Source organism: Imbroritus primus, assembly GCF_964332355.1.
In the GTDB taxonomy this organism is placed as follows: Bacteria; Pseudomonadota; Gammaproteobacteria; order Burkholderiales; family Burkholderiaceae; genus Imbroritus; species Imbroritus primus.
In genome coordinates this window covers 320,196-333,815 of sequence record NZ_OZ201293.1, presented here as the reverse complement: position 1 = coordinate 333,815, position 13,620 = coordinate 320,196, and the positions used below count along the sequence as shown (strand labels likewise).

15 protein-coding genes are annotated in these 13,620 nt (G+C 64.8%); 5 read left to right on the top strand and 10 right to left on the bottom strand.

What is annotated here, in order from left to right; translation table 11 throughout:
• Positions 1-71: 71 nt before the first annotated feature.
• The 5 genes from ACQ3C8_RS01510 to ACQ3C8_RS01490 are packed head-to-tail and all read right to left on the bottom strand — an operon-like array spanning position 72 to position 3,638.
• Positions 72-377, bottom strand: coding sequence for a hypothetical protein (locus ACQ3C8_RS01510; protein WP_009521047.1), 306 nt, complete (start codon positions 375-377; stop codon positions 72-74).
• Positions 374-700 carry a hypothetical protein gene (locus ACQ3C8_RS01505; protein WP_009521046.1) on the bottom strand — a complete coding sequence of 109 codons (327 nt, stop codon included), beginning with the start codon at positions 698-700 and terminating at the stop codon, positions 374-376. The genes ACQ3C8_RS01510 and ACQ3C8_RS01505 overlap by 4 nt, the downstream gene beginning before the upstream one ends.
• Positions 701-710: 10 nt before the next feature.
• Complete coding sequence (locus ACQ3C8_RS01500; protein ID WP_428852208.1) at positions 711-2,285, bottom strand: DUF6531 domain-containing protein; 1,575 nt, start codon at positions 2,283-2,285, stop codon at positions 711-713.
• A gap of 52 nt (positions 2,286-2,337) precedes the next feature.
• The gene (locus ACQ3C8_RS01495; protein ID WP_009521044.1) at positions 2,338-2,880 is read right to left on the bottom strand and encodes a hypothetical protein; all 543 of its coding nucleotides are present in this window, start codon (positions 2,878-2,880) and stop codon (positions 2,338-2,340) included.
• Complete coding sequence (locus ACQ3C8_RS01490) at positions 2,880-3,638, bottom strand: hypothetical protein (RefSeq protein WP_428852207.1); 759 nt, start codon at positions 3,636-3,638, stop codon at positions 2,880-2,882. Before ACQ3C8_RS01490 ends, ACQ3C8_RS01495 begins: the two co-directional genes overlap by 1 nt.
• A 497-nt stretch (positions 3,639-4,135) precedes the next feature.
• On the opposite strand from ACQ3C8_RS01490, the gene ACQ3C8_RS01485 reads away from it, so the two are divergent.
• The 3 genes from ACQ3C8_RS01485 (at position 4,136) to trmL (ending at position 7,357) form a co-directional block, all read left to right on the top strand.
• Positions 4,136-4,459, top strand: a complete 324-nt coding sequence (locus ACQ3C8_RS01485; protein ID WP_009521042.1) for a hypothetical protein — start codon at positions 4,136-4,138, stop codon at positions 4,457-4,459.
• A gap of 256 nt (positions 4,460-4,715) precedes the next feature.
• The gene (locus ACQ3C8_RS01480; RefSeq protein WP_428852206.1) at positions 4,716-6,791 is read left to right on the top strand and encodes a caspase family protein; all 2,076 of its coding nucleotides are present in this window, start codon (positions 4,716-4,718) and stop codon (positions 6,789-6,791) included.
• A 95-nt stretch (positions 6,792-6,886) separates the two neighbouring features.
• A complete protein-coding gene (trmL, locus tag ACQ3C8_RS01475; RefSeq protein WP_428852205.1) occupies positions 6,887-7,357 on the top strand; it encodes a tRNA (uridine(34)/cytosine(34)/5-carboxymethylaminomethyluridine(34)-2'-O)-methyltransferase TrmL in 471 nt (156 codons plus the stop codon).
• Between the two features lie 12 nt (positions 7,358-7,369).
• Here the strand turns inward: trmL and ACQ3C8_RS01470 are convergent, their stop codons facing one another.
• The 5 genes from ACQ3C8_RS01470 to ACQ3C8_RS01450 all read right to left on the bottom strand — a co-directional run bounded on the left by ACQ3C8_RS01470 (position 7,370) and on the right by ACQ3C8_RS01450 (position 10,862).
• The gene (locus ACQ3C8_RS01470) at positions 7,370-8,359 is read right to left on the bottom strand and encodes a Bug family tripartite tricarboxylate transporter substrate binding protein (protein WP_428849660.1); all 990 of its coding nucleotides are present in this window, start codon (positions 8,357-8,359) and stop codon (positions 7,370-7,372) included.
• A 32-nt stretch (positions 8,360-8,391) separates the two neighbouring features.
• Positions 8,392-9,399 carry an NAD(P)H-dependent glycerol-3-phosphate dehydrogenase gene (locus ACQ3C8_RS01465; protein ID WP_037029138.1) on the bottom strand — a complete coding sequence of 336 codons (1,008 nt, stop codon included), beginning with the start codon at positions 9,397-9,399 and terminating at the stop codon, positions 8,392-8,394.
• Between the two features lie 76 nt (positions 9,400-9,475).
• Positions 9,476-10,006 carry a protein-export chaperone SecB gene (secB, locus tag ACQ3C8_RS01460; RefSeq protein WP_009521037.1) on the bottom strand — a complete coding sequence of 177 codons (531 nt, stop codon included), beginning with the start codon at positions 10,004-10,006 and terminating at the stop codon, positions 9,476-9,478.
• 158 nt (positions 10,007-10,164) lie between these two features.
• Positions 10,165-10,422, bottom strand: coding sequence for a glutaredoxin 3 (grxC, locus tag ACQ3C8_RS01455; protein WP_009521036.1), 258 nt, complete (start codon positions 10,420-10,422; stop codon positions 10,165-10,167).
• 26 nt (positions 10,423-10,448) lie between these two features.
• On the bottom strand, positions 10,449-10,862 hold the full coding sequence (locus tag ACQ3C8_RS01450) for a rhodanese-like domain-containing protein (RefSeq protein ID WP_428852204.1): 414 nt from the start codon (positions 10,860-10,862) through the stop codon (positions 10,449-10,451).
• A gap of 119 nt (positions 10,863-10,981) precedes the next feature.
• Here ACQ3C8_RS01450 and gpmA point away from each other — a divergent pair, with 119 nt between their 5' ends.
• Both gpmA and ACQ3C8_RS01440 read left to right on the top strand, forming a co-directional pair.
• Positions 10,982-11,728 (top strand): 2,3-diphosphoglycerate-dependent phosphoglycerate mutase, encoded by a 747-nt coding sequence (gene gpmA, locus ACQ3C8_RS01445; protein ID WP_428852203.1) that lies wholly within the window; start codon positions 10,982-10,984, stop codon positions 11,726-11,728.
• Positions 11,729-11,950: 222 nt separating this feature from the next.
• Positions 11,951-13,546, top strand: coding sequence for a S41 family peptidase (locus ACQ3C8_RS01440; RefSeq protein ID WP_009521033.1), 1,596 nt, complete (start codon positions 11,951-11,953; stop codon positions 13,544-13,546).
• Positions 13,547-13,620 lie beyond the last annotated feature (74 nt).

Below are 13,620 nucleotides of genomic sequence, written 5' to 3'. Positions count from 1 at the left end.
TCGTCGGGGCGTAGTTTTTGGGACTTTCTTTGGCGCGCTAGCTGGCAGGTTGATCAGCGCGTTGAGCGACCCTACTTCATCCCCGGCAGGATGTAAGGCGTGCGCTGTGGAATCGGCGTCGGCACAAAGCGGCCATAAGGCCCGCCATACATGGGCAACGGCGCCTCGTCGTGTGCGGCGCGCCGCTCGATGCGGGTACAGTGGCGACGCTCCGCGTGGTAATCCTGCGTACAGGCGTACCGGTCTCCCGTCGTTTCACGACAGTCGCGCAAGGCATCGCGCGCCTCGGCCACGCATGCATCATGGTAAGAAGATGCCCCAGCCTCCAGCGTGACTGCCCACAGGAACAGCACCGCGTACCACGCCCGTGTATTCATTGCTGAGCCTCCTGCGCACGGCTGCGCGCCTCTGCGGCCCGTTTGCGCGCATCGTCCTCGGCCCGGCGCATGGCATCGATGCGCTTGCGGTCCGGGACATGCGCGGCCTTGACCGTGCGGTAACAGGCCTGCTGGTAGGCGCGCCCACGCTTCCAGCAATCGTCATGAAACCCGCCCGGGGCGGCATCCAGGCACATTTCCAGGGCACGTGCGGCCTGGCGATGACACGGCAGATACTCATCAGCTGTCGGCGAAGCAATGGCGGCGGGCAAGGCCGCCGCCATTGCCATGCTACCCGCCAGACGCAACAACGATGCACGCATGCGATGCTCCTCACAACGATGTATTGACACCAGCCACCTTGACGACCTGCAGCAAGTTGCTGAATGCCTGCGTCACCTGCATTGCCGTGCGTGGGCCGCCGCGTGGCGCTTCGACATGCTCGATCTCGCCCTGCGCGTCATAGCGGACATGGATCGTCCCCGTACCCACAAGCTGGATCTCCACCGGCTTGCCGGCAGGGTTGTAGCGGAATTTCAGTTCGCGCGGCGCCGTCTTGCCCTGTCGTTCGATCATACTGCCAATCTGCCGGGTGCCCGCGAGATACGTAAGCTCGATATGCCGGCCATCGCTGCTGTCCGCCTGGATCAGGCGTCCACAATCGTCATAACGGAACACGCGTTGCGTACTGGAGCCAAGCAGCATGATCAGCTTGCCGGTCTTCGGATGGTAGACATAGTCGGTACTACCACCTTGGCCATCCGCCCGATGCACCAGACGCCCCTGCTGATCGTATCGCGTATCGAGCCGGCCGCGTCCGTGGTCGCCCATACTGGATACTGCTGCGACCTGCAGGCCGCCGCCGTCGGTACGCACACGATCGAACGTGACGTGGCGGACCTGGGCATGGCCATCGTTATCGATCGTCCGGATACTGGTGGCGGCGATTGCGCCGTTCACCGTGTCTTCCGTATACGTGTATTCGGTGCGCTCGCCAGTCCGCTCAGTCACGGATGCGACACGGCCGAGTCGCGGCACACTGTAGGCGATCTGCATGGTGGTGGTATCGATATAGCGGATCTCGGTCAGGTTATGGTCCGCGTCGTAGGTGTAGCGCAGCGGTGTGCCATGGACATCGGTGCTCTCCACCAGATCGCCCGCCGTGCTGTAACGATAGGCTGCCCGGCGGCCATCGTCGCTGCGTACGGTGCTGAGCAGGCCGTCGGCGTTCCATGTCAGGTGCAATGTACGGCCATGTGCATCAGTGATGCGTGTGGGGCGCGCGTCGTCATAGTGCAGCACGATGCGCTGGCCGTCGCCGGTGTCGCTTCGTACGAGCCGGCCCTGTGCATCGAAGTCGTCCACGGCGCGTGCGCAAGTGGTCCGCTGATATCCATCGGCAGTACGCTTGACAGTCGCCTCGCGGCAACGCGGATCACGCAGCACGGTGCCCACCGCCAGATCGCTGCGCACGTCGTACTCGCGCACCTTGCGCAGGCGTAGGGCTTCATCTCCGGCCAGCCGGTCGCGCAGTACCGGCACCGCCTCGGCCGCAAGCTTGTCGCGTGCCGCAATGACTTCGGCCAGCCGCGCGGCACCTGCGGCAGTATCCACAGGCGCTTCCGGACGATAGCGGCTGACACTGCCCGATCCATTCTCGACCACGTCAGCCGTGCCATCGGGCATGACGACCAGGCGTGTCTCGTACGGCGTGCCCCAGCCCACACCGAGCCAGCCGCGCTCAGGGCTCAACGAATTGTAGGTGCGGCGCAGGCTGAAGGCGGGGCCGCCCTGGGTATGGGCGACGTCTTCATAGGTGATGTAGAAATTGCCGTTCTGCGCACTGACGCCTGCCAGCGCCAGTGTGGGCACGGCCAGCGCGATGATCAGGAAAGACTGTCGTTTCATGACGAGGTCCGGAAGAAAATCAGGAAAGAAGACAACCTAAGGCGCATGCCCCTCAAGGCGCAGTGCGCGATTGCAGGATCGCATCGAGCCATTCCTGCCCCAGCGGAAAAGCCTGACCGTCATGACTCGCATTCAGACGCAACACCAGGCCGCCACGTCGTGCGTCAGCGAGCAGTGTCGGAAAGCGGATCAAGCGCGCGGATTGCGGTGCCAGGATGACGCCATGCACCCGGCGCCCATCGAGCGCCAGCACGAAGCAGTGGTCGACGGGCCGGCGCACGTGCACGTCGAGACGCGTCACATCGACCGCCCATGTCGCCGTGGCAGGCTGCCATGCAAGAACGTCATCCTCGGTCAGGTCCGGAGGGCCCTGGGGGATGGTGGCAGGCATATTGCAATGCGCGGCATTGCTGGCACCGATCGGCGAGGTGACCCAGAGCGCCAGGCGCGCCTGCTGCGCATCCCGCACATCCTGCGCGTGTGCCGGATCCTGAGCGACGGCGACAACCCCGGCCATCAATGTCAGCGCAACCCACCGGCGCATCGGCCCACCGGCCTGCGGCGCTCTTCGAATCGATGCATTACGCGCCATCATCAACGTCGCTCCAGGCGGTAGCCGGTGACCTTGCCCTGTTCAGCGGCAAGGGAAAACATCGGATTAACGTGCATCGGCGTCTCGAAATACCACTGGTAGCGCACGATGCCGGCATCGCCAGGCGTGCTGCGCGTCGGCTCGCCGAGTTGCGCCACCACATCGGAGAATGGGATGCCGGCCCGGATGATCTTCTGGTCAATCAAGCGACGTACGGCGTTCGCCCACGCCTCGCCCATCGCTGCATACTGTTCCGGATGCTGTGCACGCGCCCGCCAACGTGCCAGGCTGGCGGGCTGCGCCAGCACGGCATGCAGCGCATCGCGGTGTACCAGGCGGATATGACGGCCATGGTTACTGCTCGTGAGCTGCAACTCCACCGTGCCATTTCGCTCGGCCACGTTGAGCGTGGGATAACCGGTCAGCAACGGCGTATTCACGGACAGCGCCAATCCTGCCTCGACCGTTTTGCCGTCGATGGCCAGTGCGAAACAACGATCCATCAGCCCGGGCAGGCCCGAATCCGCAGGAAAGCGGGCTGGGTCGAGCGCCATGCGGCCGTGCTCGGCATGCCAGCCGATCACGTCGGCTTCGGTCAGGCGGCGTGTCACCGCGTCCGGCTGGGCCATCACCGCGGCGCAGGCCGAACCGTCGGGCGCGTCAGTGTGCGGGCCGAGCGACAGCGTCATCTGCGGCGCCTGCGCGAGCGCACTGCCAGCCGTCCAGAGCAAACCCGCGACGACAAGTTTCCGTAGGTGCATGCGGTGATTTCCTGTGGTTTCCTGAGAGAGAACGCAACCCGGTGGTCATGCGCTGCAACTGCCGTCGACGCCGCCAGTGCCGCCCTGTATGTGATGTAACGCAGCAACAGGGCTGTTCGGGTTAATCGCCAAAGGCGCCCGCGCCGCAGTCAATTTCTGATCAGCGTGAACCCGGTTGGCGATGCTGCTGCGTTCCATTATCAGCAGTGGCACCCGCGCAGACCGGTACCCCGGCAACCACCGTGCCCACCGTGTGCAGCGCACAGAAAACCGCAGCTTGGTTCGGGGCGCAAGCACTACATTGGGTTACTCCTTTAGCGGGGAATCCGGCCGCTGTGTTTTGCATTCGAATACACCGCGGAACGCATTCCCGGATTGGGAAAATCTCGCGATGACGCCACTGTGTCGCCACCGGGCAACTGGTTCAGATGCAGGCGCGAGCTGACTGCATGCAGGATTGCGCGACGGAGGAGTTTGTTTATTCAAAGGAGAAGAACATGAAGAAGTACCTGATGATGATGTTGGCAGTATTTGCATTGGGCACCGGCAGCCTCGCCGCCATCGGCGCGGACCTGTCGGCCAAGGAAACCCAGGCGCAAGATCTGCGTACTCAAGCCCTCAAGGCGCAGTTGCAGGCCGACAAGCTGACGGCCGAGGCGGTCAAGCTGGAAAAGGAGATCGTGGAGGCGGAAGCCAAGGCACAGGCCAAGCCGGGTGAAAAAATGCGCGGCTATGGCGTACACGCATGCGTCATGGATTGCATCAGCGGCTCGAACGGAGGCAACCTATATTCCTGCCGTCGGGCATGCGGCGCGTACTGATACCATGAGGCACGTCACGGCGGCGGCGAATCTCCACCGCCGTGACCGCCCTACACCGCAGCGGGCCGTACCCTCCGGACAGGATGCGGCGCTTTCCTTCGATTCCTTCAGTCCCTGGGGCGTGTCAGGCATCGTGCCGTACCTGCGTTGTCCCCATCGGCTCGCGATCACCATGCGCATACGACTGCATCGGCTCCTGCCATCTCTGATCCTCGCCCTTGCTGCAGTCTGGTCCGCCGGCACGAACGCCGCGACCATGCGCGCGCTGCTTGTCGGTGTGTCCGAATATCCCAGCCTCGACCAGAATTTCCAGCTTGAAGGTCCGCGCAACGATATCGCGCGCATGCGCGACATCCTGAGCCGCCGGGGCTTTCAGGCAACCAATATGACCGTGCTCGCGGATGGCGTGCCTAGCGCCGAACTGCCGACGCGCGCCAATATCCTTGACGCGCTCGATCGTCTGGCCAAAACCGCCACCAAGGAGGACACCGTCCTCCTCTACTTTGCCGGACACGGCAGCCAGCAGCCGGCCGACCGCACCACGGAAGAGGGCCGTGCCGAGACCGATGGCCTCTTCGAGATCTTCCTGCCGCGCGATATCGGTCATTGGTCCGGCGCACGCGGCAGCGTCGAGAATGCCCTGATCAAGACCGAACTGCGTGCCGCCGTCGACCGGATCCGCGCCACCGGCGCGTTCGTCTGGGGCGTATTCGACGCTTGCCATTCCGCTACGCTGGTGCGCGGCGCCAATCCGGACGTGCGCATGCGCTACGTCAACCCCATGCAGTTGGGCGTTCCGCAGACGGTTCTCGATCACGCCGCGCGCGAAGGCAGTCGCATGCGCGGCGGCCCCGCTCCCGCCAGCCTCAAGCCAGGCTCGCCGGCGCTGGCCGGCACGGGTGATGGCGGCTCCGTCTTTTTCTATGCAGCGCAAACGCGCGAGACAACGCCTGAAATGCGCCTGCCGGTGGGTCACGCCGAAGGCCGCCAGTACGGCCTGTTCGGCTACATGTTGATGGAAGCGCTCGAAACCGGCACGCCGATGACCTATCGGCAGATGGCGCAATATGTGCTGGCCCGCTACGGTGCGATGAATGAAACACGCGTGACACCGCTGTTCTCAGGTACAGCGCTCGACCAGCCGGTTCTTGGACAGCAGGTTCCGGTCGTGCGCCAATGGGCCCTTGAAGCCGGCGCACCGCTCACCGTTCGTGCCGGCGCACTGGCCGGCTTGATCAAGGGCGCGACGCTTGCCGTCATGGCGGATCCGCTGGCCCCGACCGACAAGGCGCTTGGTTATATTCGCCTGACCGATGTGTCGCTCGCCATGGCCCGTGCCGAACCGGTGACATATCGCGGCAAGCCCGCACTACAACTCGCCACGCTGCCGAAAGGCACGTATGCGCGAGCCGTGCAATCGCTGCCGGACTACGCATTGCGCGTCAGCGTGGATGGGCGCGACTGCCAGCAGACAGCGTGCGCAGGCAGCGCAACGGTGAAGCGCCTGCGCGGCATGCCTGACGCGGTCCCCGGGACCGTGCTCACCTGGGTGGATGCCCCGGCGCAAGGGGACGTCCTGCTCAAGCTGCGGCCGGACCGCATCGTACTGTTGCCGCCGTCGCTGCACGGGACATCGTGCGACACCGGTACCGATGGCAATGGCACATGCCCGCAGAGCGCGACACTGCTGGCCACAGCCGATACGAAAGCCAGCCTGGAGCGCAGGCTGGCAACTTCGCTGCACGCCGTGGCACGCGCGACCAACCTGCTGCGCCTCGCGGCCCGATTGTCCGAGACCGGAGACGCGACCTCGCGCCTTGAGGTCTCGCTGCGTCGGGCCAGCACGGAAGGTACGGTCGACGTCGCGCCGGAGCAGGTGCCGACGCTGCGACCAGGCGACCGGCTGGCGGTCGCCATGCGAAATACTGGCCTCACGCCAGTCGACGTGACCATGCTGTATCTGGATGCGCGCTATGGCATCAATACGCTGTTTCCCGATGGGGCGGGCGCGAGCAACCGCCTCGAACCGAACGCCAGCCATGCCTTCGAGATCGAGATCACCGACGATACGTTGGGCATGGAACGGCTGCTGACGATTGCCGTGGATGCCGGCCGCGGGCAGGAGCGCGCCGATTTTTCCTTTCTCGCGCAGCCATCCCTGGCGCAAACACGAGGGGCTACTCCCGGTAATGAAGCCGCCGCGAACGACGATGTGATGGCCTTCATGGACGCCGGCTTCGCCGCCTACCGCACGCGCGCGGCACGGCCGGCGCCGCAGGCACCCAGCGCGCGGACCAGCATGCGGGTGTACACCTTCCAGATCGCGCGCTAGAAGCACGCCGGACATAGCCGGGCACGCAGCCGGGCAAGGCACGATGGGCAGGGCTGCTACACTGCGGCCTCGCCCATCTGCTTCTCGCCATCACCATGTTTCATGTCGTGCTCGTCGCTCCCGAGATACCGCCCAATACCGGCAACGTCATCCGGCTGTGTGCCAACACCGGTGCACAACTGCATCTGGTCAAGCCCCTGGGGTTCGATATTGATGATGCACGCCTGCGCCGCGCCGGACTCGACTATCACGAGTACGCCACGATGAAGGTGCATGACGACTGGGAGGCGCTGCTGGCAGCCGAGCAGCCGGATACGGCACGCATGTTCGCCATGACGACGCGTGGCTCGATGCCGTTCGCGAACCTGGCTTTCCAGCCTGGCGACTGGTTTGTCTTCGGCTCCGAAACGAGCGGACTGCCGGCCACGCTGCGCGACAGCTTTCCGCCAGCGCAGCGCATACGCCTGCCGATGCGCCCGGGCAACCGTAGTCTGAACCTGTCGAATAGCGTTGCGGTGGTCGTCTATGAAGCGTGGCGGCAGGCGGGCTACGATGGCGGCGCCTGACCAGCGCAATGCTCAGGGTTCGGGATGCAGGTTGGCGGCGCGGATCCACACAGCCCAACGTTCGCGCTCGGTCTTCATGAAGTCACCGAGCAGGGAGACCGCGCCAGTGGCCGGCAAGAAATAATTGGCCTTGAATGCCGCCCGTGTGGCATCGTCATGCAACAGATCGGCAATGATCTTCTGCAGACGCTCGACAATGGGCGCGGGTGTATTGGCCGGCGCGAGCAGCGCCTGCCAGGTGGTCGACTCCAGCTGGCTGAACCCCGATTCGATCATGGTCGGCAGATCGGGCAACAGCATCGAACGCGCCGGCGCGGTCACGGCCAGGGCGCGCAGCTTTCCCGTCTGTACCTGGGGCATGGCCGAACCCGGCACCATGAAGGCCACCTGCACATGACCGCCCATCATCGCAGTGACGACCTGTGCATAGCTCGCGTAGGGCACATGCAGCAGATCAATCTCGGCGCGGCTCTTGAATTGCTCCATCGTCAGATGCGCCGAACTGCCCTTGCCAACAGAACCATATGCCAGCTTGCCCGGACGCGCTGCGGCATAGGCACGCAATTCAGCGACCGTGCGCACCGGCAGGCGGGCATCCACTACCAGGACCGACGGCGAGGTGGCGATCAGTGCCACCGGCACGAAGTCGCGCGCAGGATCGTAGCCAAGCCGTGAATACAGCAGCGGCGCGGTGACCAGCGGGCCGTTGATGGTGAACAACAGCGTATAGCCGTCGGGCTTGGCCCGTGCCACATATCCGGTGCCGATGTTGCCGCCGGCGCCAACACGGTTGTCGATGACGACTGGCTGGCCGATGACACCGCCTAGCTTTTCGCTGACGTAACGCGCGATCAGGTCCGGCGTGGACCCCGGCGGGTACGGCACAACCATGCGCACCGGGCGGCTCGGCCAGGCTGCCGTGGCCTCTGTTGAAGCGCTGTTGGTGGCGATACCGGAAGAGGGAACGGATGGCGTATTGCTGGCCAGGGCCTGCGAGGCCAAACAGGCGCCGGCCCACGCCACGAAGGTCCAGATTATTCGGCGCGCGCGTCCCGCTGGAGGAGCCGCTCGACGGCGGTCTGAACTGGCAGACCATTGAACAGCACTTCGCACACCGCCTCCGTAATGGGCATATCGACGCCCTGTTGTTTTGCGAGCGCCAAGACCGCGCGCGCGCACCGGACGCCTTCTGCGACATGACCAAGGTCGCGCAGAATGTCGTCCAGCTTTCCCCCTTGCGCCAGTCGCATGCCAACCGTGCGGTTGCGCGACAGGTCGCCCGTGGCCGTCAGGATGAGATCACCCACGCCTGTCAGCCCCATGAATGTTTCGGTGCGCCCCCCGAGGGCCATGCCCAGGCGCGTCATTTCCGCCAGGCCGCGCGTTACCAGCGCGGCCCGCGCATTCAGTCCCAGGCCGAGCCCATCGCTCGCCCCGGTGGCAATCGCCAGCACGTTCTTCACTGCCCCGCCGACCTCGACGCCGACGATGTCTTCGGAGGCGTAGATGCGCATGGCGTGATGATGGAAAACCTGCTGCACACGCTCGCACACGACCGGGTCATCGCTGGCCACGGTGAGTGCGCACGGCAAGCCCTGCGCGACCTCGCGCGCGAAGCTCGGGCCCGACAGGACGCCGTTGCCGGCGGCACTGCCGCCATGCGCGTCGATGACTTCCTGCACCATCTGGTGCGGCAGCCTGCCCGTATCGGGTTCGAAGCCCTTGCACAGCCAGACCATGCGCGCCGCGCTGGCGTGCGCGAGCCACGCTTGTGCCATGTCGCGCAGGCCGGCGACGGGCGTGGCGATGACCAGCAGTCCGCCGGGCTGCGCAGCATGGGCCAGTGCAGCCTGAAGATCAGGTTCGGTACGCAGGCCGGGATGCAACGGCACCCCCGGCAGGTAGCGGGCATTCTCGCGGGCCGCGCCGATCGCAGCAAGCTCGCCGGCATCGCGCCCCCACAGCCGCACGTCGTGCACCCGGGCGGCATGGCTGGCCAGCGCGGTACCCCACGCCCCCGCGCCGAGGACGGTCACGGGGATCATCGGGCATGACGGGGCGCGTTACCGCGCCCTGCTTCAGTGGCGAGGCAGCCCATGACAATGCGGCTCATTCCGCTCAGTGCGTGCTGGCCTGCGAACCGTCGGGCATCACGATGCCGCTGCCGCCGCTACCATTGGGCTGCGCATTGGCTTCTTCCATGGCGGCCGCGAGGCGCTGCTCGTAGAGTGCCTGGAAGTTGATTTCGCTCAGGTGGATGGCCTGGAAGCCGGCGCGCGTGATGGTGTCGGCAATGTTGGAGCGCAGGTACGGATAGAGGATGGTCGGGCAGGCGATGCCCAGCAGCGGATCGAGTTGCTCGACCGGCACATTGCGGATATCGAAGATGCCGGCCTGGTGAGCTTCCACGAGGAAGGCCACGCGGTCCTGGACCTTGGTGGTCACGGTGCCGGTGACAACGACTTCGAACACGTCTTCGCCGAGCTGGGCGGCCGACACGTCGACCTGGACTTCCACGCCCGGTGCTTCCTGCTCGAGGAAAATGGCCGGTGAATTCGGCTGCTCCAGCGACAGGTCCTTGAGGTAGATGCGCTGGATGTTGAAAAAGGGCTGATCGTCTTGTGCCTGATTGGCTTGCTGTTCGCTCATGGAAGTCTGTCGGTAATGTCGAGGGAAACTGTCGATGGAATGCGCGGCGGGCCGCATGCACACCGGCCACACGACGGTGGCCGCGCAGCATGCCGCGCGGGAAAACGTTATGTTACATGAGGATCAGCACGGTCCCCGCACGGCGGAGACCGAAAACATCACGCGGCCAGCAGCGGCTGCAGCCCACCTTGCTTGTCGAGCGCCGAGAGGTCGTCGAAACCGCCGACGTGGGTTTCGCCCACGTAGATCTGCGGAACCGTACGGCGGCCGGTGCGCTCCATCATTTCCTCGCGCTTGCCGGGCTCCCGGTCGATGAGAATCTTTTCGATTGCGTCGACGCCGCGCGAACGCAGCAGCCGTTCTGCCATCTGGCAGTAGGGACAGACGGTGGTGCTGTACATCACAACTTTGGCCATGCCTTGCTTCTCCTGTGGTCAACCGCTCACTTCACCAGCGGCAAGCCCGCCAGTCGCCAGGCGTTGATGCCGCCTTCGAGCGAATACACCTCACTGTACCCGGCTTCCTTGATGGCTGCATGGGCCTTGCCCGACAGCTTGCCGGTCTGGCATACCACGATGATGGGGTTGGACTTGTTCTTTGCAAGGGTCGCGACCTTGCCCGCAAGTTCCGCAAGCGGCGCCGACTTGGCTTGCGGCAAGTGGCCGGCGGCGTATTCGACGGCATCGCGGATATCCACGACAACTGCATTGTGCTTGTTGATCAGCCGGGTCGCTTCGGAGATATTCACGCTCGCGCCAGTGGTGCGCCGCGTCAGCGCCGGCCAGGCCAGCAGGCCGCCCGAGACGAGGGCAATGGCGAGCAAACCGAGATTGTTGTAGTCGGAAAAAAACGTCACGATGGGTTTCCAGGCGGGAGTTGGGTCGCCGCATTATAAAATAGCGGATTGGCCGCGTGGCGCGCACGCCGTGCAGTGGCCGTATTATGACCGATCATCAGTTCACTTCAGGACGCACCATGTATCAGCTCGTACTGATTCGCCACGGCGAATCCACCTGGAACAAGGAAAACCGCTTTACCGGCTGGGTCGACGTCGACCTGACCGACACCGGTATCGCGCAGGCCCGCGAGGGCGGCAAGCTGCTCAAGGAAGCCGGCTTTACCTTCGATGTGGCCTATACCTCGGTGCTCAAGCGCGCCATCCGCACGCTGTGGCATGTGCAGGAGGAAATGGACCTGCTGTGGATTCCGGTGGAACACGAGTGGCGGCTCAACGAGCGCCACTATGGCGCGCTGTCGGGCCTCAACAAGGCCGAGACGGCCGCCAAGTTCGGCGACGAGCAGGTGCTGGTCTGGCGCCGCAGCTACGATACGCCGCCGCCGGCGCTGGCCGCCGACGATGAACGCACTTCGTATGCCGACCCGCGCTACGCCGGCCTCGACCGGGAACAAATCCCCCTCACCGAGTGCCTGAAGGATACGGTAGCGCGCGTGCTGCCGCTGTGGAACGAGAAAATCGCCCCGGACATCGTGGCTGGCAAGCGTATCGTGATCGCGGCCCACGGCAACAGCATCCGCGCCCTGGTGAAATACCTCGACAATATCTCCGACAGTGAGATCGTCGGGCTGAACATCCCCAACGGCACGCCGCTGGTGTATGAACTGGATGCGATGCTCAAGCCGATCCGCCACTACTACCTCGGCGATGCTGCGGCGGTGGAGGCCTCGCTGGCCGCTGTCGCCAACCAGGGCAAGGCCAAATAAACCTGCGGGTGGTCCGGCAGCCGGGACTGGACCGCTTTATACTGTGGCACGCTCGGGATGAAACGCTATCAGAATGAAGCGAAGCGATTCTGGCTAGGCGCACGGCCGCAGACAGTACAAGTAGTACGGCAAGGCCGGGCGACGACGCCAGAAGCATTCTGATAGCGTTTTTGCCGGGCTCTGCCGCAACTTCGCGGCAATTTTCTGTTCAGGCATCGACACATGCGACCCTCGCTCAAGAACCTTACCCTGATCTCCGCCGGCCTGGTGACTGGCGTGCTGGCCACGCTGCAGTTCTCGGCCACGGCCCAGAACACACCCGGCCCGCTGCCGCTCGAGCAGCTCCGGCTGATGGCGGACATCTTCGGGCAGATCAAGCGCGAGTATGTGGAACCGGTCAACGACCAGAAACTGCTGACAGAGGCGATCAAGGGCATGGTGTCGAGCCTTGATCCGCATTCGGCGTATCTCGACAAGAAAGACTTCAACGAATTGCAGGAAGGCACGCGCGGCCGTTTCGCCGGGCTGGGCATCGAGATCTCGCAGGAAGAAGGCCTGGTCAAGGTCATCAACCCGATCGAGGACACGCCCGCCTTTCGCGCCGGCATCCAGCCGGGTGACCTGATCACGCGCATCGACGACAAGCCGGTACGCGGCATGCCGCTCGAGCAGGCCGTCAAGCGCATGCGCGGCGAGCCAGGCACCAAGGTCACGCTGACCATCTACCGCAAGTCCGACGAGCGTACCTTCCCGGTGACCATCACGCGTGCCGAGATCCGCGTGCAATCGGTCAAGTCGAAGGTCCTGGAACCGGGCTATGCCTGGGTACGCCTGACCTCCTTCCAGGAACGCACGGTGCCGGACCTGGCGCGCAAGCTGAAGGAAATCGCCGAAAAGGAACCGAATCTCAAGGGTCTGGTGCTCGACCTGCGCAACAACGGTGGCGGCGTGCTGCAGGGCGCCGTCGGCGTCTCGGCCGCCTTCCTGCCGGACGATGCGCTGGTGGTATCAACCAATGGTCAGGTGCCGGACGCCAAGCGCCAGTACCGCGCGAACTACGCAAACTACCGGCTGTCGTCGTTCGAGGACGATCCGCTGCGCAGCCTGCCGCCGATCTTCAAGACCGTGCCGATGGTCGTACTGACCAACGCCTACACCGCCTCGGCCTCGGAAATCGTGGCGGGCGCGCTGCAGGACCACAAGCGTGCCACCATCATGGGCAAGACCTCGTTCGGCAAGGGCTCGGTGCAGACCGTGCGACCGCTGTCGAACGACACCGGCATCAAGCTGACCATTGCCTACTACTACACGCCATCCGGCAAGTCGATCCAGGCCAAGGGCATTCGGCCCGACGTGCCGGTCGACCAGAGCGCCGAGGGCGATCCGGATGACGCACTGATCACGCGCGAGATCGACACCGAGCGCCACCTGCGCAACAAGCAGGAATCGGAAGAGCAGGAGATGACGGAGCGCGAACAGCGCCGCATCGAGGAACTGCGCCGGCTCGAGGAAGAAAACGCCAAGAAAACGCCGGAAGAACGCGAGCGCGATCGCAAGAAGCGCCCGCCGGAACTGGGCTCGGCTGATGACTTCATGCTGCAGCAGGCCATCGCGCAATTGAAGGGCCAGCCGGTGAAGCGCTCGAAATCGGCGCTCGAGGCCATGGCGACGAATGACGCCAACAAGGGCCGCCGCCTGCCCGCGGCGACAACGGCGCCAGCCAAGGCGACGCCCGCCAAGCCGGCAGCGCCTGCCGCCCCGGCCAGCGAACCGGGCATCAAGCCGCTCGGCACCCCGACTGGCCAGAACGCACCCTGACGGAAGCTGACGGCAGGCGGGGCCTGCTGTCGCATTGCCGTCCTATTGACGCCCTATTGCGTCCACACCGCATC

Bases quoted from the DNA above. Each gene is read 5' to 3' on its own strand.
- ACQ3C8_RS01510 (WP_009521047.1), bottom strand. From the start codon at position 377: ATGAATACACGGGCGTGGTACGCGGTGCTGTTCCTGTGGGCAGTCACG.
- ACQ3C8_RS01505 (WP_009521046.1), bottom strand. From the start codon at position 700: ATGCGTGCATCGTTGTTGCGTCTGGCGGGTAGCATGGCAATGGCGGCG.
- ACQ3C8_RS01500 (WP_428852208.1), bottom strand. From the start codon at position 2,285: ATGAAACGACAGTCTTTCCTGATCATCGCGCTGGCCGTGCCCACACTG.
- ACQ3C8_RS01495 (WP_009521044.1), bottom strand. From the start codon at position 2,880: ATGATGGCGCGTAATGCATCGATTCGAAGAGCGCCGCAGGCCGGTGGG.
- ACQ3C8_RS01490 (WP_428852207.1), bottom strand. From the start codon at position 3,638: ATGCACCTACGGAAACTTGTCGTCGCGGGTTTGCTCTGGACGGCTGGC.
- ACQ3C8_RS01485 (WP_009521042.1), top strand. From the start codon at position 4,136: ATGAAGAAGTACCTGATGATGATGTTGGCAGTATTTGCATTGGGCACC.
- ACQ3C8_RS01480 (WP_428852206.1), top strand. From the start codon at position 4,716: ATGCGCGCGCTGCTTGTCGGTGTGTCCGAATATCCCAGCCTCGACCAG.
- trmL (WP_428852205.1), top strand. From the start codon at position 6,887: ATGTTTCATGTCGTGCTCGTCGCTCCCGAGATACCGCCCAATACCGGC.
- secB (WP_009521037.1), bottom strand. From the start codon at position 10,006: ATGAGCGAACAGCAAGCCAATCAGGCACAAGACGATCAGCCCTTTTTC.
- grxC (WP_009521036.1), bottom strand. From the start codon at position 10,422: ATGGCCAAAGTTGTGATGTACAGCACCACCGTCTGTCCCTACTGCCAG.
- gpmA (WP_428852203.1), top strand. From the start codon at position 10,982: ATGTATCAGCTCGTACTGATTCGCCACGGCGAATCCACCTGGAACAAG.
- ACQ3C8_RS01440 (WP_009521033.1), top strand. From the start codon at position 11,951: ATGCGACCCTCGCTCAAGAACCTTACCCTGATCTCCGCCGGCCTGGTG.